Annotated in this window: 20 protein-coding genes; 6 read left to right on the top strand and 14 right to left on the bottom strand. The window is 69.7% G+C overall.

Annotated features, from left to right (window positions below; all coding sequences use genetic code 11):
• Positions 1–141: 141 nt before the first annotated feature.
• The 8 genes from IF22_RS0128010 to IF22_RS0127975 all read right to left on the bottom strand — a co-directional run bounded on the left by IF22_RS0128010 (position 142) and on the right by IF22_RS0127975 (position 9,270).
• Positions 142–1,176 carry an LLM class flavin-dependent oxidoreductase gene (locus tag IF22_RS0128010; RefSeq protein WP_030337135.1) on the bottom strand — a complete coding sequence of 345 codons (1,035 nt, stop codon included), beginning with the start codon at positions 1,174–1,176 and terminating at the stop codon, positions 142–144.
• Positions 1,177–1,352: 176 nt separating this feature from the next.
• Complete coding sequence (locus IF22_RS0128005) at positions 1,353–2,624, bottom strand: hypothetical protein (RefSeq protein WP_051708829.1); 1,272 nt, start codon at positions 2,622–2,624, stop codon at positions 1,353–1,355.
• Positions 2,625–2,669: 45 nt separating this feature from the next.
• Positions 2,670–3,506 carry an aldo/keto reductase gene (locus tag IF22_RS0128000; RefSeq protein WP_030337131.1) on the bottom strand — a complete coding sequence of 279 codons (837 nt, stop codon included), beginning with the start codon at positions 3,504–3,506 and terminating at the stop codon, positions 2,670–2,672.
• Positions 3,507–3,565: 59 nt separating this feature from the next.
• On the bottom strand, positions 3,566–5,365 hold the full coding sequence (locus IF22_RS0127995) for a glycoside hydrolase family 15 protein (protein ID WP_030337129.1): 1,800 nt from the start codon (positions 5,363–5,365) through the stop codon (positions 3,566–3,568).
• 49 nt (positions 5,366–5,414) lie between these two features.
• Complete coding sequence (locus tag IF22_RS0127990) at positions 5,415–5,891, bottom strand: hypothetical protein (protein WP_030337128.1); 477 nt, start codon at positions 5,889–5,891, stop codon at positions 5,415–5,417.
• 221 nt (positions 5,892–6,112) lie between these two features.
• On the bottom strand, positions 6,113–7,927 hold the full coding sequence (locus tag IF22_RS0127985) for a DUF2075 domain-containing protein (RefSeq protein ID WP_245233757.1): 1,815 nt from the start codon (positions 7,925–7,927) through the stop codon (positions 6,113–6,115).
• Positions 7,928–8,160: 233 nt separating this feature from the next.
• On the bottom strand, positions 8,161–8,496 hold the full coding sequence (locus IF22_RS0127980) for a nucleotide pyrophosphohydrolase (RefSeq protein ID WP_030337126.1): 336 nt from the start codon (positions 8,494–8,496) through the stop codon (positions 8,161–8,163).
• Between the two features lie 270 nt (positions 8,497–8,766).
• Entirely contained in the window at positions 8,767–9,270 is a 504-nt protein-coding gene (locus IF22_RS0127975; protein WP_030337125.1) for a hypothetical protein, read from the bottom strand.
• A 244-nt stretch (positions 9,271–9,514) separates the two neighbouring features.
• Between IF22_RS0127975 and IF22_RS0127970 the strand changes: the two genes are divergently transcribed.
• Positions 9,515–9,982: a hypothetical protein gene (locus IF22_RS0127970; RefSeq protein ID WP_030337123.1), complete on the top strand. Its 468-nt coding sequence runs from the start codon at positions 9,515–9,517 to the stop codon at positions 9,980–9,982.
• Between the two features lie 47 nt (positions 9,983–10,029).
• On the opposite strand, the gene IF22_RS0127965 is transcribed toward IF22_RS0127970, so the two are convergent.
• Together IF22_RS0127965 and IF22_RS0127960 are read right to left on the bottom strand one after the other, a co-directional pair.
• Positions 10,030–10,233, bottom strand: a complete 204-nt coding sequence (locus IF22_RS0127965) for a DUF397 domain-containing protein (protein WP_030337121.1) — start codon at positions 10,231–10,233, stop codon at positions 10,030–10,032.
• A complete protein-coding gene (locus IF22_RS0127960) occupies positions 10,226–11,113 on the bottom strand; it encodes a helix-turn-helix domain-containing protein (RefSeq protein WP_030337119.1) in 888 nt (295 codons plus the stop codon). The genes IF22_RS0127965 and IF22_RS0127960 overlap by 8 nt, the downstream gene beginning before the upstream one ends.
• Before the next feature lie 229 nt (positions 11,114–11,342).
• Between IF22_RS0127960 and IF22_RS0127955 the strand changes: the two genes are divergently transcribed.
• From IF22_RS0127955 to IF22_RS34045, 3 genes are all read left to right on the top strand, one after another.
• Complete coding sequence (locus tag IF22_RS0127955; protein WP_030337117.1) at positions 11,343–11,645, top strand: DivIVA domain-containing protein; 303 nt, start codon at positions 11,343–11,345, stop codon at positions 11,643–11,645.
• Positions 11,642–11,893 (top strand): hypothetical protein, encoded by a 252-nt coding sequence (locus IF22_RS0127950; protein WP_030337115.1) that lies wholly within the window; start codon positions 11,642–11,644, stop codon positions 11,891–11,893. Before IF22_RS0127955 ends, IF22_RS0127950 begins: the two co-directional genes overlap by 4 nt.
• 826 nt (positions 11,894–12,719) lie before the next feature.
• Positions 12,720–12,869 (top strand): hypothetical protein, encoded by a 150-nt coding sequence (locus IF22_RS34045; RefSeq protein ID WP_156057936.1) that lies wholly within the window; start codon positions 12,720–12,722, stop codon positions 12,867–12,869.
• Positions 12,870–12,928: 59 nt separating this feature from the next.
• Here the strand turns inward: IF22_RS34045 and IF22_RS0127935 are convergent, their stop codons facing one another.
• Genes IF22_RS0127935 through IF22_RS0127920 form a run of 4 tightly spaced genes read right to left on the bottom strand, consistent with a single transcriptional unit; the run spans position 12,929 to position 15,038 of the window.
• Positions 12,929–13,126, bottom strand: coding sequence for a DUF4926 domain-containing protein (locus IF22_RS0127935; RefSeq protein ID WP_030337113.1), 198 nt, complete (start codon positions 13,124–13,126; stop codon positions 12,929–12,931).
• Between the two features lies 1 nt (position 13,127).
• Positions 13,128–14,288 carry a WXG100 family type VII secretion target gene (locus IF22_RS36080; protein ID WP_245233756.1) on the bottom strand — a complete coding sequence of 387 codons (1,161 nt, stop codon included), beginning with the start codon at positions 14,286–14,288 and terminating at the stop codon, positions 13,128–13,130.
• Positions 14,285–14,653, bottom strand: coding sequence for a type VII secretion target (locus IF22_RS33425; protein WP_051708827.1), 369 nt, complete (start codon positions 14,651–14,653; stop codon positions 14,285–14,287). The genes IF22_RS36080 and IF22_RS33425 overlap by 4 nt, the downstream gene beginning before the upstream one ends.
• Positions 14,640–15,038 carry a hypothetical protein gene (locus tag IF22_RS0127920; protein WP_030337107.1) on the bottom strand — a complete coding sequence of 133 codons (399 nt, stop codon included), beginning with the start codon at positions 15,036–15,038 and terminating at the stop codon, positions 14,640–14,642. Before IF22_RS0127920 ends, IF22_RS33425 begins: the two co-directional genes overlap by 14 nt.
• Before the next feature lie 289 nt (positions 15,039–15,327).
• On the opposite strand from IF22_RS0127920, the gene IF22_RS0127915 reads away from it, so the two are divergent.
• Both IF22_RS0127915 and IF22_RS0127910 read left to right on the top strand, forming a co-directional pair.
• Complete coding sequence (locus tag IF22_RS0127915) at positions 15,328–17,247, top strand: Na+/H+ antiporter NhaA (RefSeq protein WP_425339857.1); 1,920 nt, start codon at positions 15,328–15,330, stop codon at positions 17,245–17,247.
• Positions 17,248–17,908: 661 nt separating this feature from the next.
• Positions 17,909–21,943, top strand: coding sequence for a discoidin domain-containing protein (locus IF22_RS0127910; protein ID WP_030337096.1), 4,035 nt, complete (start codon positions 17,909–17,911; stop codon positions 21,941–21,943).
• The last annotated feature ends 30 nt before the right edge of the window (positions 21,944–21,973 follow it).

Raw genomic sequence — 21,973 nt, 5'->3', positions numbered from 1 at the left:
GTCGGCGTGCCGCGTCCTGGTCACGGCGGAGCAGCGCCCGGATTCTGGCCAGCAGTTCGGCGACTTCGGCAGGCTTGACCAGATAGTCCTCCGCGCCGGCAAGCGGCGGCCTGAGCGCCCGGCAAGGCGGGGGTCGCGGGCTCAGTCGGCCAGCAGCTCCCGCACCCGCGGGATCACCGCCGTGGCGTACAGCTCGATGCTGCTCATCAGGTGTTCGTGGGCCAGGGTGCCGGTGGCGTACTTGAGGTCGATGCGCTGCAGACCGAGCACCCGCACCGTCTCCGCGACCTTGCGGGCCACCGTCTCCGGCGAACCGACGTGCCAGGACCCCTCGGCGATGTCGGCTTCGAACCGGGCCCGGGTGGCCGGCGGCCAACCGCGCTCCCGGCCGATCCGGTTCAACATGTTGCGGGCGTGCGGCCAGAGCCGATCGGCCGCCTCCTTGTCGGTAGCGGCGACGAAGCCGGGCACGTGTGCGATGACCGGAAGGCGCTCGCGGCCGAACTGGTCGAGGGCACGGTGGTACAGCTCCACGTAGGGCGCGAACCGGGCCGGGTCACCACCGATCACCGCCAGGGCCAGCGGGAAACCGAGCCGGGCGGCCCGGACCACCGACTGCGGGCTGCCGCCGACGCCGACCCAGGTGCGAATCCGCCCGGACTCCGTCTTCGGGTAGACCTCCTGCTGCTTCAGCGGCGCCCGTACGCTGCCCTCCCAGGTCACCGGACCTTCCGCGAGCAGCCGGGACATCAGCTCCAGCTTCTCCTCGAACAACTTCTCGTAGTCACCCAGGTCGTAGCCGAACAGCGGGAACGACTCGGTGAACGAGCCCCGGCCCAGGGTGATCTCGGCGCGGCCCTGGGAGACCGCGTCGAGGGTGGCGAAGCGCTCGAAGACCCGCACCGGATCGTCCGAGCTGAGGACGGTCACCGCGGTGCCGAGCCGGATCCGCTCGGTCCGACCGGCGATAGCGGCGAGCACGATCTCCGGGGCGGAGATCGTGAAGTCGTCGCGGTGGTGCTCACCGAGGCCGATGGCGTCCACGCCGAGCCGGTCCGCGAGGACCGCCTGCTCGACGACGTTGCGGATCACCTGCGCGTACGGCAACGGTCTGCCCTTCGCGTCGACTGTGACATCCCCGAAGCTGTCCAGCCCGAACTCCACCTCGGTGGCCACGTCCGTCCTCCTCGTCACGATGCGCCCGCCGCATCCGTTCTCCCGCTGCTTCCGGCACTTCAACCCCGATCCCGCGGACCCGAATTCCCCGACCTGGGCGTGGTGAACAGCACGTCGGCCGAACCCGGCACACACCGTCACCGGTCAGCGCCGGACCGTCCGCCGCTGGTCGGCGGCTACCGCAGGTACGCGAGCACCGCCGGGCGGCTTCCCGGCAGGCCGTACTCCTCGACCAGCATGCTGACGTTGCCGAACTCCTGCCCGTCGATCAGCCACGGCTGCGGTGAGCGGCCCAGCACCTCGGCGAGCCGCCGCTGCCGGGGCGTCAACGCCGCGACCGGTGTCCCCGCCGGCGCGGGGCCGTCCGGGAAGGCGAGGCGCAGCGCGGCACCCAGCACCGTCAACGACCGGTCACCGCTGACGACGGGCAGCCGGTCGAGCAACGCGTCGAAGGCCCGGTCGCTGTGCCGGGGGCCGAGCTGCCGCAGGGCCAGGCCCGCGTAGCCGCCGAGGTCGCCGTCGAGGAACGGCACCCACCCCTCGGGCAGGGGTGCCAGCACCTCGTCCCGGCTCGGATCGGCCGCGTGGTCGGGGGCGGCGATGCCGTCGGGCGGGGACGCCGCCCAGCTCAGCAGCTCCTCGACGGTCGCCGGGTCGGCCGCCGCGCCGAGGACACGGGCCCGACCGATCGCGGCGCCCCACCGGACAACCGGGCGCGGATCGGCCAACCAGCGGACGTCCGGCGCCGCGCCGAGCAACCCCGACGCCACCAGCATCGTCGCCACCTCGCCGGACGCCACCTCGACGCCAGGCTTCCCGGCGGCGTCGATCGCGGCGGCCAGCGCGGGCACGCTGCCGGTGGCCTCCTCCGGAAACCAGGCCACTGTGTACGCCGCGCCCGTCCGCACGCCCGGGTCGCTGTGGTGCAGCAGGGTGCGCAACAGCGGCACCCCGGCGCGCACCGCGTCGTAGACCGACAGTTCGATGTACGCCCACAGCCGACGCTGATCCGCAGCGGAGAGGGACTCGACGTAGGTGTACTCGACGTACTCCTTGGTCGACTCGTCCGCGCCGGTCCACGGTGGCGGCTTCGCGGCGAGCAGCTCACGCCCGCCCTCGGCGGCCCGGCGGTGTTCGGCGACGGGGAAACCGTCGGGGAGGACACCCTCGTCGAAGCCGACCGCCAGGGCACCCAGCAGCCCGAGCACCGCCGCCGGGTCCGGGGTGGCCGCATCGGCGAGCAGTTCCAGCAGGAACGGCACCGCGTACGCGCTCGCCTCGAACCGGCCGCCCTGGTGGAAGACGTTGGTGTACAACTCGCCCAGCGCCGAGTCCCGGACGGCCGGGTCGGGCGAGGCGAGGGCGCGCAGTTGGTCGGGCACGTCGTCGGCCGCCCCGTAGGCGTGACCGAGCCGCGCCCAGTCGATGTCGTCGAGTCCGTCGAGCACGCCCCATGCTCTCCCGACCCCTGACCGTCCGGTGCGGCGGGCCGGTCAGAACTCCTCGTACACCGCCGGGTCCTGGTCCGCGAGACGCCCGTCCGGGCGGCCCAGCGCGGTGATGGCCGCGACCTCCGCGTCGGTGAGCGTGATCCCGAAGACGTCCAGGTTCTCGGCCTGCCGCTGCGGGGAGGCGGCCTTGGGCAGCGGGATCACCTGACGGGCCACGTGCCAGGCGAGGATGGCCTGCGCCGGGCTGACGCCGTGCGCCGCAGCGATCTCCCCGATCACCGGATGCTGTCGCAGGTCGTTGCCGTGGCCGAGCGGGCTCCACCCCTGCACCAGGATGCCGTGCTCCCGGTGGTAGTCGAGCGCCTCCTGCTGCGGGAAGTACGGGTGCACCTCGATCTGGTTGACCACCGGGGCGACACCGGTCTCGGCCACCAGCCGCTCGATGTGCTCGGGCAGGAAGTTGGACAGACCGATGTGCCGCACCAGCCCGCGCTCGCGGGCCTCGATCAGCGCTTGCCACGCCTGCACGTACCTGTCGACCTTCGGGTTCGGCCAGTGGATCAGGTACAGGTCGATCCGGTCGAGGCCGGTGCGGAACACACTCTCCTCGACGGTGGTCAGCGCCTCGTCGTAGCTGTGGTGCCGCCCCGGCAGCTTCGAGGTGACGATCAGCTCGTCCCGTACGTCGCCCGCCGACCGCACGGCCCGACCGACAGCGCCCTCGTTCTCGTAGTTGAACGCCGAGTCGAGCAACCGGTAACCCGCCCGGATCGCCTGACCGATCGCGTCGACACCCGCCGAGCCGTTCAGTTGGTAGGTGCCGAGCCCGATCGCCGGCAACGTGGTGCCGTCGGCGGCCGTCAGATGCGGAATCGTCATGATCGGAACCCTACCCGCGCGAGCCGTCCCACAGGCGTGTCCTGCGCTCGGACGGCCCCTCAGGCGGACCCGGCATCAGCGGGGGCGTCCCGGATGGCGAGTGCCGCCTGGACGAGCGCGGCGTGGGTCAGCGTCTGCGGGTAGTTGCCGAGGTGGGCACCCGTCGCCGGGTCCACCTCCTCGGCGTAGAGGCCGAGCGGGCTGGCGTAATCAACCATGGCCCGGAACATGTCGACGGCCTCGCGGCGACGCCCGGTGCGGGCAAGGCCCTGAACGAGCCAGAACGAGCACGGCAGGAACGCGCCCTCGGTGCCGGGCAGGCCGTCACGTCCGGGCGGGTAGCGGTAGAGCAGTGGGCCGCCGGCGGACAACCTGTCCCGCACGGCGTCGACGGTGCCCCGCACCCGCTGTGACTCGGCCCGGTCCATGTCCAGCAACGGCAGGACGAGCACTGCCGCGTCGAGATCGGCGGAGCCGTACCCCCGGACGTAGCTGTCCGCCCTCGTGTCGAAGCCGCGCGTCCGGACCTCGGCGGCGATGGCATCGCGGGCGTTCCGCCAGCGTCGGCGCTGACGCTCCCGCAGGGGGTGCGTGTCGGCGATGGCCAGGGCGCGGTCCAGCGCGAGCCAGCCCATGAGCTTGGAATGGACGTGCTGGCCGGGCTCCCGCACCTCCCAGATGCCGGCATCGGGTTCCTGCCAACACTCGGCGACCACGTCGGCGAAGCCGCGCACCGCCCGCCACGTCTCGGCGTCGAGGCGATGCCCGGCCGAAGCGAACGCCCAGGCGGCGTCGATCACCCAGCCGTAGCCGTCGAGCTGGTGTTGACCCGCCGCACCATTGCCGATCCGCACCGGACGACTGTCCAGGTAACCGGGCCAACCAGGCAGTTCTCGTTCCGCTGGCACGTGCCGGCCGTGCACGGTGAGCAGCGCCGGCAGGCGTGGCCGTTGCAACCGGCTGGCGTGCAGCAGCCAGGCGAGGAAACCGCGGGCCTCGTCGGCCTTACCCAAGCTGAGGAAGGCGCTGACGCCGATGCTGGCGTCCCGGGGCCAGACATAGCGGTAGTCCCAGTTGCGTCCGCCACCGGGATCCTCGGGCAACGACGTGGTCGGTGCGGCCACCGGCGCTCCGGACGGCGAGTAGGTCAGCAGCCGCATGGTGAGCAGGCTTCGGGCGACGTGTTCCCGGAACGGCAGCCGCTCGTCGATCTCCGCGGTCCAGGCCCGCCACCGGGCCTCGTCCTCGACGAGCAGGTCCCAGGCGGCCTCCGGCTCGACGTGGATCAGCGGTTCGCGGTGGGCCACGGCCAGGACGAGGGTGACCGGACGGCCCGGCCGGACCGTGACCGAGGTGGGCCGACCCGGTTCAATTCTGAACGGGGGCGTGCTGTCGAGCGCGACAGCGAGCGCCCCCCACTCACACACGAGGCCCTGGCGCCGGTGGTGGCTACGCGGCCGGCGGTGCCGTACGCCGAGGCGCGGATCGAAATCCACCACCGCGTCGACCGGTGCCTGCTCGGCCGACAACCGTCGCACGATCAGTGTCGTCGGCAGCAGCCGACCGCTGACCTCGGCCACCATCGCCTCGGTGAGGCGCAGCCGGCCGTCGCCCACCGCCCAGGTGGTCTCCACTGTGGCGGTGTGCTGCTTGTACCGTCGCTCGACGACGGTGGCCGCTCCGGCCGGGCCGACCCGGAACGTGCCGGCTTCCGGGCCTCCGACCAGCCGACCGAACAGCGGATCGCCGTCGAAACGTGGTACGCACAGCCAGTCCATCGCGCCGTCACTGGACACCAGGGCGGCGGTGCGCGTGTCGCCGATCAGCCCGTAGTCGCTGATCGGTGGCCCGTCGGTCATGCAGATCGCTCCGTGCCGGGCCGCCTGGACGAGCGGTGGGTCACGCGGGTCACCTGGCCTGCAGGAGCAACCCGAGGAAGGCCCCGTAGACGACGTGGACGACGACCGTGACCAGCGGGGTCTGGATGCCGTAGTTGACGGCGAACAACCCGGGCGGCTCCAACACCGCAGTGCTGGCCGGCCCCGCCCGCTGCGACGCCATCCGCGGGTGGACACCAGGAAGCAGCGGCAGAATCACCGTCAGCGCGATCCCGACGTGCACGACCCCCAACACCGCCCCGAGCCACCAGGTGGAACGATGCAACAGCGCGAACGCGGCCGCGTAACCGAGCGCGAAACCCTGACCAATGCAGAGATGCAGGAAGAACCCGACGACCCGCGCCCGGTCCGGATCCCCGGTGACGAAAGCCCCGAGCACCAGGGGAAGGTCGAGCCGGGTGAGACCGGCCAGTTGAGCAGTGATCATCGCCGCGGTGAGCGCCGCGGTGGCGACCAACCCGAACAACGCCCATCCGGCCCAGTCCATCTCAGCGGTTGTCGACGCCGAGGGCGTTGTCGTTCATCGGTGCACCCTTCGGCTGAACAACGTGAAACCCACGGCCGTGGGCCGCCCACCCGGCGCCCGACTTCTCACCATAGGTCACTGGACCGGTCGGGTTGACCTCCTCGCTCAGACATCCCTTGACCAGTTGACCCCGTGTGGCGAGTGCCCCTTCGCACCTGTCGTGCCGCCGAGCCCACCGGTCGTCAGCCGAGGTCGTCTCCGATGGCCGTTTCGTAGACAGTCTCGACCGGTCGGATCACCTTGACCATCGACGCGAGGTATTCCCGCGTCTCCGGGTCCGTGGAGTAGACGATCGTGCCCCGCATCCCGCGGGTCAGCAGAACCTTGTAGGTGTTGCGAATCAGCAAGTCGGCTTCGGTGTCGCTGACCAATTTGCGACTGCGAAACGCCGGGTCCTTCGACTCCTCGCGTCGAGTCACCAGCCGGCCATCCCGCGCCACCAGATCCGGTCCGATGATGACGCCCGACCAGGTGTACTCGAAACCCTGCGCGGTGTAGACGCAGCCCACCTGGCCAAAGCCGTCCGGGTCAGTGGCCCAGAACGCGCTACCTGGCGCCTCGCCGACGCTGCGGTCGCTCTTGACGTTCCAGGGCCTCGACCAGCCGCCGATCTGTACGTCCGGCACCAGGCTGTCGTCCGCTCGCGGGTCGCTCCACGGCCAGCAGTAGCCGGCGGACATGCGCGCCGTGAGACCGGCTGCCTGCCTGCCGGCGAGGAAGGTCTCCAACTCCTGCGGCGACTCGGCGAGGCGCAGGTCGACCCTCCCGTCGCCGGTCCAGACCGACGGCTCGCCGCCGTCGAGCCCGAGCAGATCAACGACCCACTGCTCGTACGCCTCGCTGCCGCCGCAGCGGAACTGAGTGTGTAGAGACACCACCTCGACGTCAAGGTTGAGCTGCTTCGCGTACGACGAGATGACCTCCACGTTGCCCAACTCACCCGGCTTGACTACCTGGTGCTCATCGAGCAGGAAGACCGGCACCCGAGCAGCGGCGATAAGCTCGTCGATCTGCGACCGAGCCTTCTCCCGCTTGACTTTCGGCGTGAACCGGTTGACGGAGGTTTCCCGGATGCGGTGCGCCTCGTCGCAGATCAAGACGTCCAGACCGTTGCGCTCGGCGGACATGAAGCTGTTGAAGTAGCTGAACAGGTTCTTGATCCGGGTCGAGCCTTTGCCTGCGTACCGGCGCAACGTCTGGGTGAACGACCGCGAGCCGGTCGCGTGCATGACGGACCGGTTCTGGCGTGCCAACTCACCGAGCACCGACAACGCGATCACGCTCTTGCCGCTGCCCGGTCCGCCCGATACGACAACGACCGATTTCCGATCCGCCGATCGGGCGCGCTCCACGGCGTGCAGCACCAACTCGTAAGCCACACGCTGCTGATCCAGCAGCGTGAAGTGCGACCGGCTTTGCAGTTCCTGTGCGGCGTACCTGAGCAGATGACGACTGGGGCGAACGGAACTGGTGAGGAACCGGTCTGCGGCCCCGGTACCTGATGTCGGGGCGAGATGGGTGCGCAGGTAATCGATGAACTGGCCGCGCCGCTGCTTGGTGAAGATGCGGCTCTGCTCGGTTGATCCGCGATCGAACAGGTCACTGATGTCTCGGTCGACCGCGTTGTGTAGGTATGCCACCCCACGGATCCGGTTCCGCTCCGTGGTGAGGACGCCGAGAAAGTCCGTCAGGTACTGGCAGTACAGCTCGACTTGGACGCCAGGGTGGAGCCGTGGGCCACGTGCGTGTTCCACCGCCACGAGGTCGCCGGAGCCCTCGTAGGACTCGGCGTAGGACCACTGCTTCAACTCCACGACAACGTAGGAGTCGTCGGCGGTCCTCGGGTCCACACCGGCGAGAACCACGTCGACCCGCTTGCTGGTCAGCGGCAACTGGTACTCGACGAGCATCTCGACCTGGCTCAGGCCGGCATCGGCGAGATCCTGGCCGAGCACCTCAAGGCTGCGCGACCAGGCACGGCGTTCCGCCGGACTCACGTTTCGGCCGATCTGCTCCGCGATCCGGTCCGCGAGAGTTCCGTTAGCGACCAGGCGCAGCAGACCATCGGCGGACGTACGAAACGCTGACAACTCTTGCCCCCGGGCAGCACGAAGTGATCGTGCGCATGGGGGGCGTATCCGACACTCGCCGGAAGCCCGTCGTGACGCGCTCCTACGTGGTGGACTGTAACGAATAGATCAACTCGGCGCCATGCCGACGCTGCCTGCGGCTACCGCTTCGAGGCTGAACCGCGAGCCAGGTCAACGGGGTAGCGACGAGCCGAATCCTGAAGCTTGGTCAGAGCCGCCTCCACTAGATCGACGTCGAGTACATCGGCGAGCCGGGTCAGGTAGATCATGACGTCGCCGATCTCGGCTCTCACCCGTTTGCCGGCGTCCGGGTCAGACATGACCGCCGCAGACTGCTCGGGCGTGAGCCACTGGAACTCGGCAATCAGCTCACCAACTTCACCAGCGAGTGCCATGGCCAAGTTCTTGGGCGTGTGGAACTGTTGCCAGTCCCGTTCTTCCGCGAATTGCCGTACGCGGCTCGTCAGGTCGTCCATGGCCTGAGCATGGCAGGCCTGCGAGCCAGCGGCGGCAGCCCCATTGCTGTCCCTCCGCTACTGGCGATGCCGGCGGACCGACTGCGAGTGGACGCGGTCGTCGGCAACTCCGGTGACCAATTCAGAGGTGAGATGGTCAGCGGCGGGCCCGCCGTCGGATTCCTCAAGAATATCGGACTGTCTATTCCGTGCGAATGTGACAGGTCGATGCGAGAGCCCGAGTTGCTGAAGGAATTATGTACGGAACCGATTGCTAGGTGCCGTCGTCGGTCACAACGAAATGATGACCGGCTGGATCTGGACGTTCTTTTTCAGCTGCTGCGGCGAGGGGATTGGCGTGCTGATGCTGACGGACGTGTTGTAGCCGTAGATGACGACCCCGTCGAGGTGGTTCGCGCCCGGCCAGTTCGACTCCAGGCGGACCGCCATCTGGGTGGGGAAGTTGGTCACCTCCTCGGCGCACGACCGGATCAGGACGACGCTCGGGGTGGCGGTCAGGTGGGTGGCCAGCATTCGGGCCAGCTTCTTGTACGTCCAGCCCCAGTCCTTGGCACCGGCTTCGGCGTCGCCGATTTCCTCGTCGTTGCCGTGCGCGCGGATGCACAGCGGCTCGCCCGCCTGCACCCCGGCCAGGTAGGTGGCCAGTTGCCGGTCCGCCTCGGCCTGCGTGAGCCCGGCGTCGATGGGTAGGAGGGCACCCCACGCGTCCGCGCCCGATTCGGGAGCCTCAGACTGACCGCGTGTCTTCGGATCCTGCGTCGCCACGATGAACATGACATTCTCCTTTAGGAATGGTCGCCTGTTTCAGCGAAACCGCCGAAGGCAGATTAGCGTGGTGGTCGAAGAAGTGCCCTGTCAGCTATCCGGCTCGCATTTAACTCTGTCGGTGGTCGGACAAAATGCTGGCGGCTTCGACGGAGTGACACGTGATTGCCGTCCATCACGGATGCGCAATTCCCGCACGTGCAACAGACGTGCGATGGCAGCCGGCGTTGGGGGAGCTACCCGGGGGGTGAGGGTGCGTTATCAGATCCACGTCGAGCAGGAGTTGCCCGCAGGGGCGCTCTGCCGATTTCTGGACGAGAGCTACGGCATCTCGCCGGACGCCGTCTACGTGGGACGCGTCGAGGATCGAGCAGTCGATGACCCTCGGCCGGTCGCCATGCTCAGCCCTCCACCGCACGACGAGGAGTTCGGCTGGATCCTGACCGGTGACACCGACCCAGCCGATGCCACCGGTCAGGGTGAACGAGAGTCGGCGATTACCTTGGCCCGCGCCTTCGGGGTGCGGGCGCTGGTCGACGACGGCAGCATCTACCCCAGCCGGTGGCTGCTGGTCAGCACCGACGGCAGCAGTGGCCGCGTCATCATCGACGAGGACGCGGCGGCCGACGGGCACCTGCGGGTGGTGCACGCCCTCGAACCGATCAGTGCGGAGCCGCACCTCGCCGTCACACCGCCGTCGAAGTGGGCAGGTGACTGGTGACCGACTGGTTAAGGCGGCGCCCGCACACCGTCGGCGACGCCCGACCTTCAGCTGGCGCGGCCCTCATGTTTGGCCGCCGCGATGAAGTCCGTCCAGGCCTGGGCGGTGAAGGTGAGTACCGGTCCCGTGGAATCCTTCGAGTCGCGCACGGCGACAACGCCGGGGAGGTTTGTGGCGACCTCGACGCAGTCACCGCCGTTGTCGCCGCTGCGGGTGCTTTTGCGCCAGACGGCGCCACTCAGGTCAGTCATGCCGCATCTCCCCAGCGATCCGCTTGATCATGTCAGTCGATTCTGCCTCGCCGAGGGCCAGCGCATCCAGGCCTCGCCAGACGCGCTGGTAGGCGGCCAGCTCGTCGGGCTTGTCGAGGTACAGAGCGCCGGTCAATGACTCGCTGTAGACCACGGAGGGCTCCGGCGCGGTACGACCGCCCTTGGTGGCCGGGAAATCGAGGATCACAAAGGATCCCGCGACCGCCCCGGGCTGCGGGCCTGCTGCCAGGGGCAGCACTCTGACGCTGACGTTCGGTAGCTCGGACAGCTTGGTGAGGTGAGCGAGCTGCTCGGTCATGACGGTTGGGCTGCCAACGCCACGCCGAAGCACCGCCTCGGACAACACGGATTCAACCCTGGGAGCTGCCGGCAGCCGCCGAGAGAGCAGTGCCTGCCGTTGAAGCCGGACCTGGACCGCGCGCTCGCGTTCCTCCTCGTTCAGCATCCCGCCAAGGCGATAAAGCGCGCGGGCGTACTCCTTGGTCTGAAGGATCCCAGGGATGAGCGACTCGTCATAACGGCGGAGGTGGGCGGCGGCGGATTCCAGGCCGACGTACAGCTCGAACCAGTTCGGCACCGCATCGCCGTACGCGTGCCACCAGCCCTTCGACTTCGTCTCCACGGCCAGCCCGCGCATCGCCTCGGTCATCTCCGGCGACACCCCGTACAGCTCGCACATCGCCTTGACGTCGAGCACCCGGACGGAACCCTGGCCGCATTCGAGGCGCCAGATCTTCTGCCGGCTGTATTCGAGGGCCTCGGCGGCGGCGTCGAGCGTCACCCCGGCCTCGTTGCGGAACTGCCGCAGCAGCCGGCCGAGTTGCCGGCGCGGCACTGTCGATCCGATGTCTTCGGGCATCCGCACACTCCCTGGTTCCGTCTCGCAACACTGCGTGACCTGCTCCTGCAACTCCTACGGGTTTCAGCAAAGAAAGTCAATGCACAGCAGCGAAATTGCGGTTTAGAACGTTGCGTTTCCACTGCGGACTGTCGCAGGCTGATCACAGCACGGCGGCCGGCCGGTCCCCCCGAACGGCCGCCGTGTCTCCCGAACCCCTCGCCCCTCCGCAGCAGGAAGGCAGGCAGACATGAACGCCAGCAACCAGCGACCAGAGCCGCCGCGCGGCGGCGCGACCTACCGCTCGGCCGCGTACACCAGTCTGCTGCCGTGGCAGGTGCGTGAGCGCCGCTTCCCGCCGGTCGGGCTCGGACGTCGCGGCCTGAACCCCGACGACGTGTACGCCTTCCTCGACCGGGTCGCCGGCGACATGGCCGCCGTCTACGCCGCGCTCGCCGAGAGTCGCCGCGAAACCGCACGGATCAAGGCCGGTCTGCGTCGCTGGCAGACCGATCAGGCCCGCGCCCGCAACGAGCGGGACCAGACCAGATGAGCCAGCGGTACGTCATCCATCTGCCCGTCGTTGCCAACGACCTGCCGGCCGCGCAACGCCTGGCTAGGGTCATCGGCCGATGGATGCTGGTGCTGCCCATGGCGGATCCGGGGGAGACCACCGTTTCCGCGGAGGACCAGCAGTTCCTCCGTCACCGGGTCTTCTGCGACCTGCGACTGCCCGGCGGTCGGCGTTGCCTCCTGCGCGACGGTCACGACGGCGACTGCTCCCGCCGCCGACGCCGCTGACCAGGCGTCTCCAGTCCAGTTGGACCTGATCGACGTGCCAAACTGCGCTGGTCGACATCGCCGTGTCCTGATCGACGAGGACGCGGCGGCCGACGGGGACCAGGCGTCGGTCCAGCCCGGGCCGCCTGTTGCGAATCCAACGTTGGAACGTGCAGGTGACGGCGAGCGGGTGTCGCATCGCCCGATGGTGGTGTTCTCGGACGGCAGGTCATCAAGCAGCTTCGGACGTCCGTAAGTGCTCTACCGGTCACCGGCGTGAATCCCGCCCGCGCAACAGCACCAGTACGACCGACGACACGAGCATCGCACCGGACCCGAGTAGCACGGCGAAGTACAACACTGGACCACCGAACCCCTGGTTGGGGCCCCTCATCAGCATCGCAGCAAAGGTGCCGGCCGCCGATACCAGCATTGCCCGGAGGAACCATCGAGGTTGCCGTCGTAGGTCCTGCCACATCCGTTTGAAGATCACGCCGCCCCGCTCATCGAAAGCCGCTATGGCACATCCGCCGTCATGAGTGCAGGCCTCCCTGCCTGATTGATGGGCCCGGTCGCCGTCCAATCTAAGTTTTCTTCGCGGCTGCCGTCGTCCGGAGCTTGGCCGTCACCGCACCCGGAATCGCCCACCTACACGGCATTGCCCTGGCCGGCTGATCCGAAAACGGATCGTGGTCGACGCCTGCGTCCAGTGCGAGACATCGCCAAGGTCCTGGTCCTGTGGCGTCAGTGGTAGCCGAGGATCCGTGTCGCCTCCTCGCCGATCAGCCGAAGTCGATCTCCTCGGAGATCAGGCACGCGAGCGTCGTCTTCAGGGCTGGTGATGCCGATGGCGGACCCGGGGGAGACCACTGTCTCGGAGGAGGACCAGCAATTTCTCCGTCACCCGGTCTTCTGCGACCTGCTGATGCCGGGCGGCCGGCGATGCCTCCTGCGCGACGGCTACGACGGCGACTGCTCCCGCCGTCTGCACCGTTGACTATGCGTGGTTCGGTGAAGCATCATCGCGATCTGCGACGATGAGTGACGCACGACCAACTACCCACCTCGGTGTATCACCTGGTCGGCCCGGAGCGTGACCATGGCGGTGGTGCGACCGTCGGCGTCGGCGAACTCGATTTCGTAGGCAGTTGGGGAGCCGTTGAAAATATGAACGACGGTTCCCACTGCCCCGGCAGGCAGTGATTCTCCCGGAATGGCTTCGCGGAGCTCAACCACGTCGTACAACTCCAACATGTCACCCTTCCTTGGGCGGGAACGAGATGGTCACCATTCGCGGCGAAGAGGATCCATTCTCCAGTATCCAAGCTGTGCGGACGATGACCGTGCCACCTGGCCCGGTCAGGGGTAGATCCACGTTCCACCGCTGGCCGAACTCGTCGGCCTTGCCCAGCAGTGGCGTACCAGCGACAACCCCTTCGCGGATCTGCTGCATGATCACGTCGGCATCCTCCGGGCCGAGGCCGGTGGTGGAGTTGATGACGCGGTACTTGTTCTTGCCGACAGGGTGGTCCGGGTTCATGGCGTAGGTGGTGATCTTCCGTGCGTCGATCTCGGCCTTGGTGAAGTCCGGTCGGCTGGGATAGCCCGGAGTCTTGGTCGGCTCGGGGCCGTCGGGCTTCTGTGAGGCGGGTGGCTGCTTATGGAGTCGCCCCAACGCCTGTTTGAGCTTCTCGATGAGGTCGGCGAGTCGGCGTACCTCCGGGATCAGCCGCCGCAGGCTGGCCAGCAACCCGCGCAGCAGCCGCGCGATCCGTGCACCCCACGACGCGACCAACGTCGTCACCTGCTCCACGACCAGGGGTGCGGCCAGGCCGCCGGTGATGAGGAGTTCGCCCGCGTACACGATGATGCGGGACACGCAGGTGGCGATGGCGTCGCGGACGAGGAGCCGGACGGCGGCGATCAGGCCGGCGGCACCTTCGGTGATCGCGGCCAGGGTGTCGGCGCCCTGGGCGAGGCCGGTGATGGCCTGGTGTTGTTCGTTGGCCCAGGCCCGGTAGGCGGGGCCGGCGCTGCCGCCCCAGCCGGCGACGTCGTTGCGCACGGCGCGGGCCAGTTCGGCGGCGTCGTCGCGCAGTGACCCGGCGACGGCGCGCCAGGTCTGGGCGTGTGCGGTGATCTGCGCGGGGTCGCCGGCGAGCCAGTCCAGCGCCTCGCTGAGCGGCTTGACGTGTTCGATGAGCCAGGCGATCCCGTACTGGAGCAGCGCACCGACCGGGTCGGAGACGAGGGCGAGGGCGTCCAGCCCGGCGCTCACGACGCCGAGGCTGCCGTCGATCCAGCTGCCGTTGCGGATGCCCTGCGCGATGAGGTCGATGTCCTCGCAGATCCACACGCCCGCCCAGGCGCTGGGCGGGGTGTCCGCAGCGGTGGCGACGAGCGGGTTCGACGTCACCGGTGTTGCCGCACCCCGTCGAGCGGGTGCTGCCGCACCTCGTCGAGCCGGTGCTGCCGCACGCTGTCGAGCAGATGTTGGGCATGGGTGTCGGAGCTGCGGTAGCGATCCGCTCCGACCCGCAGCCTGCCGGCGGTGTCGCGTACCGACGTGGCGGCGGCGCCGATGCCGTCGACCACTGCCTGCTGGAGGCCGCCGAGCAGCACCGGCATCATCGCGCAGAGCTGCCCGTAGGCGTCAGCGCCCAACCGGACGTGCTGTCCTGCCTGGTGGGCGGTGTCGAGACTGCCGGCGCAGCGGTCGAGGCGCGCGGCGTGGGCGGTCAGGTCGTCCGGGTCGACCTGGATGCCGTCACCGGCGGGCATCGTTCGACCCCTGGTCGGGGAGAAGCCGGCTGCGGTACGAGTCGATGATGGCCGGGGCGCTCGCGTCGTCGCCGAGCGTCTCCCCGACTGTGGCGCTGACCTGCCGGAGCAGGTCCGCGCGGGCGGCGGCGGTGATTTCCAGGATCTGCCGGGCGGTGCGGGTCGCGGGTTGTTGCCGGATGCCCTCGTCGAGCGTGAGGTCGATCAGCAGGCCGGTCGAGTCGACGGTGACCTCGACCGTCCGGTCGGCGTTGCGGGCGGTGCCGGTCAGGTCCCGCATCGTCGTCGACAGCGCCCTGGCGCGTTCCGCCCGTTCGGCGAGCGATGATTCCCACTCGTCGAGCCGGCGCGCCGCCGCGTCGAGCGCGGCGTCGTCCGCCCACATGTCGACCCTCCCCAGGGGAGCGCCGCCGACGGCAACCGGCGACCCCACGACACGTTACCAACCGGTGCCGCTGCGTGCATGCCCGCCAAGGTCGCCGCCCTCCCCGCGCGATCTTGCACTTTCTGTCGCGACAAATGACACGGAAGCCCGCAACCCGACCACCGAAAGCGCAAGATCGGCGCAGTGGGGGAGGGATGAGCGCGCGGGGTCGTCTTCCCTGGGCAGGAGTGGCAATCGGGGCCGTGTGACGGTCGGGTCGGCGAAGATTGTCCCCGTGACGAGCGACAACATGCGCCGGGGCTGGACCAGCCGAACGGCCTGGCAGGGGCGGATCAACGCTCCGCTGCGCCGGTTCCTGCGCACCGAGACCGGCGGCGCGCGGGTGGTGCTCATCGCCGCGGTGGCCGCTCTCGGCTGGGCGAACCTGCATGTGTCGTCGTACGAGTCGGTCTGGCGTACCTCCCTGTCGATCCAGCTCGGCGGATGGACCGTGTCGCACGACCTGCGTACCTGGATCAACAGCGGCCTGATGACGTTCTTCTTCCTGGTCGCGGGGCTGGAGTTGCGCCGCGAGTTCGACATCGGCGAGTTGCGGGAGCGGCGTCGCCTGGCGTTGCCCATGCTGGTCGGGATCGGTGGCATGCTCGTGCCGGTCGCGATCTATCTCGCGATCAACGCCGGGCAGACCACCGCCGCGGGGTGGGGCGCGGTGATGGCCACGGACACGGCGCTCGCGCTCGGGGCTCTGGCCGTCTTCGGGCCGCGCTTCTCGGAACGGTTGCGGGGTTTCCTGCTGACCGTCGCCGTCGTCGACGACGTGGTGGCGATCGCGGTGCTGGCCATCGCGTACCCGCACCATCCCTCGGTGACGGCACTGGTCGTCGCGGCGGTGATCTTCGGCGTCGTCCTGCTCGTCCGGGCGTGGGGTGTGCGCTTCGGGCCGGTCTACGGGGTGTTGGGGGTGGCGGCCTGGTTGGCGGTCTCGATGTCCGGCGTCGATCCGGTGGCGGTGGGCCTGGTCATGGGGTTGCTGACCTACGCGTACGCCCCCGGCCGCAGCGACCTGCAACACGCCAGCGACCAGTTCCGCCTCTTCCGGGAACAGCCCACCCCGCAACTGGCCCGCATGGCGCGAGCCGGGCTCACCGCCGCGCTGTCGCCGAACGAGCGGCTGCAGACGCTCTACCACCCGTGGGCCAGTTACCTGGTGGTGCCACTGTTCGCGCTGGCCAACGTCGGGATCGTGATCGACGGCGACCTGCTGGCCAGGGCCGTGACCTCCCCGGTCACGCTCGGCGTCGTGGTGGCGTACGTCGTCGGCAAGCCGGCCGGGATCGTGCTCACCGCGTGGCTGGTGGCCCGGCTGAGCGGTAACCGGTTCCGGCCGCCCGTCGGGTGGATCGCCGTCCTCGGGGTCGGCACGGTCTCCGGCATCGGGTTCACCGTCGCGCTGCTGATCGCCACCCATGCCCTGGACGGCCCGGCCCTGGACGAGGCGAAGTTCGGCATCCTCGTGGCCACGTTCGGCGCGTCCCTCGTCACCTGGCTGGTGTTCCGCTCCGTCGGCCGGCTCTCGCCGGCGCGGCGGTCACGCGCGCTGCTGGGCGTCACCGAGGGCATCGTCGACCTGATGTTGCCGGTCGACCCGAACCGCGACCACATGCGCGGGTCGCTCGAAGCGCCGGTGACGGTGGTGGAGTACGGCGACTTCGAGTGCCCCTACTGCGGGCAGGCCGAGCCGGTGGTCCGAGAGCTGTTGGCAGACTTCGCCAACGTCCGGTACGTCTGGCGGCACCTGCCGCTCACCGACGTCCACCCGCATGCCCAGCTCGCCGCCGAGGCCGCCGAGGCGGCGGGGGAACAGGGCGCGTTCTGGGAGATGCACGACCTGCTGCTCGCCCACCAGGACGCGCTCAGCCCCACCGACGTGCTCGGCTACGCCGAGCAGCTCGGCCTGGATCTGGACGGGTTCCGGGAGCACATGGTGAAGCGGATGGGCGTGGACCGGATCGCCGAGGACGTCGACTCCGCCGACCTCAGCGGCGTCACCGGCACCCCGACCTTCTTCATCAACGGCCGTCGACACCACGGCGCGTACGACATCGCCGCCCTCTCGGCGGCAGTGAAGGCGGCGTTCGCGAGCGCGAAGCTGCGCCCCGAGTACCGCCCCCGGGACCCCGATCGCCGCGAGGGCGGGCCGGCGAGCTGACCGCGCGGGCGCTGGTCGCCTCCAGCCAGGTGATTGATGGGTACGGATGGGCAAACACCTCGCCCAGCGCCGGGCACTCGCGGCGCCATCGGATCGGCGGCTGAGTCGGCGGCTGGGGCGCCGGGCCTCCGGGTGTGAACGGCGGCCGAGCGGGTGTTGCCGCAGGGGTGGGCATCTTCAGGGCGGAGCCGTAGGTGGCGGTCGCTGCCTTTGGAGCTGAATCGTTTGCGGCATCGCCCGCTTGTCGGTGTGGGTGGTCTGATCGTTTGCGGGATCGCCGGCCTGGCGGTGGGCGGTGTGATCGTTTGTGGCATCGTCGGCCCGGCGGAGTGGACGGCTGATTCGTTTGTGACATCAGCTCCAAAGGCAATCCGCTAAGCCTGCCACGCCGAGCCGCCGAGCCGCCGAGCCGCCGAACCCGTGACACCCCGGAGCCCCACGCCCTCCGCGATCCGATGGGCTTAGAGGCCTCGCCGTGTGCCGGCGGCCAGGCAGCAGGAAAGACGGCCACGGTCGATGTCCGGAGTGGAACAGCTGCGGAACGTGGTGGCGGAATCACGATGGACGCCGGCTCTTGACTCCCGGGAAACATCAGGCCACCATCTGACAACGTTGTCACGGATCCCCGCCGTCTGACAACGTTGTCACTTCTGGAGGCACGATGTCCGAGCCATCGCCGATTTCGCGGCGTACCTTCCTCTCCGCCGGTGCGACGCTGCTCGCCTCGGTCGGGGTGACAGCGGTCCTGCCGGACGCCCTCGCGTCCGCCGCCGGGCCGACGCCGAGCACCACCCCGACCACCACCGACCTCGCCCGGTACCGCCCGGTGGCGGTCTCCTCGACCGACTACGCCCCGACCCCCGCCACCTTCGCCGTGGACGGTCTGCCGCTGGTGGGCGTGCGGGGGAGCGGATGGCGGGCCGCCAACGGCGATCCACAGTGGATCTCGGTGGACCTCGAGGCGCCGTGCCGGGTCGAGGCCGTCTGCCTGGTCTTCGAGGCCACGCTCACCGACGCGCCGTTCGACGGCAACTACACCGACACCGACGGCGACGAGATCCTGTCCAGCGCCGCGACGGCGTACCGGATCGAGGTCTCCACCGACGGCCGTTCCTGGCGGTCGGTGTACGAGACCAGCGAGGGGCAGGGCGGCGTACAGACCATCAAGCTGCCGGAGCCCGTCACCGCCCGGTGGATCCGGATGACCGTCACGAAGCGCTCGAACAGCAACCCGGTGGGCCTCAACGGCTTCCAGGTCTACGGCGTACCGCTGGCCGGCCGGCCGAAGGCCGCTGGTTGGACCAGCTGGGAGGGCGGCAACACCGGCCCGGCCCCCGAGCTGAGAGTCGCCGCCGACGGTACGGTCCCGCTGGAGTCGGGCTGGTCGTTGACGATGGACGACTTCGCCGGCACCGCCGACGGCGCCGAACTCTCCCGCGCCGGTGTCGACGTCCGGTCCTGGCTGCCGGCGACGGTGCCCGGCACCGTGCTGGGCACCCTGGTCGAGCAGGGTCACCTGCCCGACCCCGTGGCCGGCTTCAACAACATGCGCATCCCGGAGGCGCTGTCACGGCACGCCTGGTGGTACCGGCGCGCGCTGCGACTGCCACGCGAGCTGGACACCTCGGCAGGCCGACGGATCTGGCTGGAGTTCGACGGGATCAACCACGAGGCGACCGCCTGGGTCAACGGCGTCCAGGTCGGCACCGTCACGCACCCGTTCGCGCGGGCGGCCTTCGACATCACCGACGCGTTGGCCGGTCACCGTGGCGAGCACGTCCTCGCCGTCCGGGTGACCCCGATGCCGCACCCGGGCACCCCCGGCGACAAGGGCCCCGACGGCCGTACCTTCCTCCAGTCGGCCCGCCACTACCTGGACGCGCCGACCTACCTGGCGGTGTCCGGGTGGGACTGGATGCCCGCCGTCCGCGACCGGGTCACCGGCCTCTGGGACCACGTCCGCCTGCGCAGCACCGGCGCCGTGGTCATCGGCGACCCGCACGTGCAGACCACGCTGCCCGACCTGCCCGGCACCGACACCGCCGAGGTCACCATCCGGGTGCCGGTCCGCAACGCGGCGGCCAGCGCCACCACTGTCACCGTCCGCGCCGAGTTCGACAAGGTACGCGTCGAGTCCACGGTGACCGTCCCCGCCGGCGCGAACACCACAGTCACCTTCAGCCCGCAGCGCTTCCCCGCGTTGCGGCTGCGCAAGCCCCGGCTCTGGTGGCCCAACGGCTACGGCGACCCGCACCTGTACGACCTCACCCTCACCGCCACCGTCAACCGCTCGGTCAGCGACCGGCGCGCGCTGCGCTTCGGCATCCGCGAGTTCGCCTACGACTGGCACCAGCCGGTCGTCATCTCGCCCCCCGGCAAGCCGGCGCTGGAGTTCGTCGACGGCGCCGCGACCCAGACGGTCACGTTCGACCGTCAGCACGCCCAGCACGTACGCATCCAGGCCGGCCAGCGCGCCACCGGTTGGGGCATCTCGATGTTCTCGCTGTCGGTCGCCGACGGCACCGGCCCGGATCTCGCCCTGCGCCGCGACGCCATCGCGTCGTCCTCGGAGAACGACGGCAACGGTCCCGGAAGGGCCGTCGACGGCGATCCGGCGACCCGGTGGGCCTCCCGGGCCGAGGACGACCAGTGGATCCAGGTCGACCTCGGCGCGGCGGTCGACTTCGACCGGGTCACCATCGTGTGGGAGCAGGCGTACGCGCTGGACTACCGCGTCCAGGTCTCCGCCGACGGGAACGCGTGGACCGACGTGAAGGCCGTCAGCAACGACACCCCGCTGGGCAGCCGCGCCACCCAGGTCGAGACGTTCCCCAGCCAGACCGCCCAGCACCTGCGCATCCAGACCGGTGCGCGGGCGACGTCGTGGGGTGTGTCCATGTGGGCGCTCTCGGTGCAGCGCCAGGCCGAGCCGGACGTCGACCTGGCGCTGCGCCGCACCGCCACCGCGTCGTCGTCCGACGGCGACTCCAACGGCCCGGAGCGGGCCGTCGACGGCAACCCGCGGACCCGGTGGTCGTCGAAGTTCGAGGACAACCAGTGGATCCAGGTCGACCTCGGCGCTCCCGTCGCGTTCGACCAGGTCACCATCGTCTGGGAGCAGGCGTACGCCCGCGACTTCGTCATCCAGGTCTCCGCCGACGGGCAGCGCTGGACCGACGTCAAGACGGTCAGCAACAAGATCACCGAACTGAAGATCACGGTGAACGGCGTGCCGGTGTTCGCCCGTGGCGGCAACTGGGGCTGGGACGAGCTGCTGCGCCGGGTGCTGCCCGACCGGCTGGCCGACACGGTCGAGATGCACCGCGACATGAACTTCACGATGATCCGCAACTGGCTCGGCAGCAGCAACCGCGAGGAGCTGTACCAGGCCTGCGACGAGCAGGGCATCCTGGTGTGGAACGACTTCTGGCAGGCCGGCGCGTTCCTGCCCAACCCGCCCGGCTACGTCGACATCGCCGCCGACACCATCCGGCGCTTCCGCCACCACCCGAGCATCGTCGTCTGGTGCGGCGCCAACGAGGGGGACCCGCCGCCGATCGTCGACGCCGGGCTCAAGCAGGCCGTCGCCACCGAGCACCCGGAGATCCTCTACATCCCCAACTCGGCCAGCGGCATCGTGAGCGGGCGTGGACCGTACGGCTGGGTCGACCCGACGACCTACACCGACAAGACGATCTACGAGGCGGACTCGTTCGGCTTCCACACCGAGATCGGCATGCCGGTGGTGTCGGTGACCGAGAGCATGCGCAACCTCGTCGGGGACGCTCCGGAGTGGCCGATCGGTGAGGTGTGGAACTACCACGACTGGTCGACGGTCGGTAACCAGCGCGTCGGCACGTACCAGGCGGCGATCGACGCGCGCCTCGGTGAGTCCGGCTCGCTCGACGAGTTCGCCACCCGGGCGCAGTTCGTCAACTACGAGAGCCACCGCGCCATGTTCGAGGCGTGGAACGCCAACCTGTGGCAGGACGCCACCGGTCTGCTGCTGTGGATGTCGCACCCGGCGTGGCACAGCACGGTCTGGCAGACCTACGACTACGACCTCGACGTGAACGGCGCCTACTACGGAGCCCGCAAGGGATGCGAGCCGGTGCACGTCCAGGCCGACCCGGGCACCTGGCAGGTGCGGGTGGTCAACCACACCGCCGCGCCGCTGAGCGGGGTCACCGTGAGCGCCCGACGCTACGACCTGAGCGGCCGGTCGTTGGGTCCGGCGCAGCGTCAGCGGGTGGACGTGGCCCGCTCGGCCACGAGGACGGTCTTCCCCCTCGCCGCGCCGGACGGCGGCGGGCTGCACCTGGTGCGACTGGAGCTGCGCGACAGCCGGGACCGGCTGCTCGCGGAGAACACCTACTGGCGCTACGACAAGGCCGAGCAGATGCGGGCGCTCAACGACGTGCCGCGCACCCGACTGTCGACGTCGTCGAGCACCGTACGCGTCGTGGACGGGCGCAACACCGTCACCACGACCGTCCGCAACCAGGGCCGTACGGTCGCCGCGCTGGTCCGGCTCGCCGTGCGCGACAAGGACGGCAACCGGGTTCTGCCGGCCCGCTACGACGACAACTACTTCTGGCTGCTGCCGGGGGAGACCCGGGAGGTACGGGTCTCCTGGCCGGCGCGGCCGGGCGTAGCCCGTCAGGTCACGGTGACCGCGCAGGCGTACAACTCCTAGGAGGACGGTGGGAAGCGGCGCTGAGCGGGC

This window comes from Micromonospora parva (assembly GCF_000718515.1).
Taxonomy (GTDB): Bacteria; Actinomycetota; Actinomycetes; order Mycobacteriales; family Micromonosporaceae; genus Micromonospora; species Micromonospora parva.
The sequence above is the reverse complement of the archived record's forward strand: the minus strand, read 5'-3'. Positions and strand labels throughout refer to the sequence as shown.

Coding starts and splice junctions, on each gene's coding strand:
- IF22_RS0128000 (WP_030337131.1), bottom strand. CDS start 3,506: ATGACGATTCCGCATCTGACGGCCGCCGACGGCACCACGTTGCCGGCG.
- IF22_RS0127995 (WP_030337129.1), bottom strand. CDS start 5,365: ATGACCGACGGGCCACCGATCAGCGACTACGGGCTGATCGGCGACACG.
- IF22_RS0127990 (WP_030337128.1), bottom strand. CDS start 5,891: ATGGACTGGGCCGGATGGGCGTTGTTCGGGTTGGTCGCCACCGCGGCG.
- IF22_RS0127980 (WP_030337126.1), bottom strand. CDS start 8,496: ATGGACGACCTGACGAGCCGCGTACGGCAATTCGCGGAAGAACGGGAC.
- IF22_RS0127975 (WP_030337125.1), bottom strand. CDS start 9,270: ATGTTCATCGTGGCGACGCAGGATCCGAAGACACGCGGTCAGTCTGAG.
- IF22_RS0127965 (WP_030337121.1), bottom strand. CDS start 10,233: ATGACTGACCTGAGTGGCGCCGTCTGGCGCAAAAGCACCCGCAGCGGC.
- IF22_RS0127960 (WP_030337119.1), bottom strand. CDS start 11,113: ATGCCCGAAGACATCGGATCGACAGTGCCGCGCCGGCAACTCGGCCGG.
- IF22_RS0127955 (WP_030337117.1), top strand. CDS start 11,343: ATGAACGCCAGCAACCAGCGACCAGAGCCGCCGCGCGGCGGCGCGACC.
- IF22_RS0127950 (WP_030337115.1), top strand. CDS start 11,642: ATGAGCCAGCGGTACGTCATCCATCTGCCCGTCGTTGCCAACGACCTG.
- IF22_RS34045 (WP_156057936.1), top strand. CDS start 12,720: ATGGCGGACCCGGGGGAGACCACTGTCTCGGAGGAGGACCAGCAATTT.
- IF22_RS0127935 (WP_030337113.1), bottom strand. CDS start 13,126: ATGTTGGAGTTGTACGACGTGGTTGAGCTCCGCGAAGCCATTCCGGGA.
- IF22_RS33425 (WP_051708827.1), bottom strand. CDS start 14,653: ATGCCCGCCGGTGACGGCATCCAGGTCGACCCGGACGACCTGACCGCC.
- IF22_RS0127920 (WP_030337107.1), bottom strand. CDS start 15,038: ATGTGGGCGGACGACGCCGCGCTCGACGCGGCGGCGCGCCGGCTCGAC.
- IF22_RS0127915 (WP_425339857.1), top strand. CDS start 15,328: ATGCGCCGGGGCTGGACCAGCCGAACGGCCTGGCAGGGGCGGATCAAC.
- IF22_RS0127910 (WP_030337096.1), top strand. CDS start 17,909: ATGTCCGAGCCATCGCCGATTTCGCGGCGTACCTTCCTCTCCGCCGGT.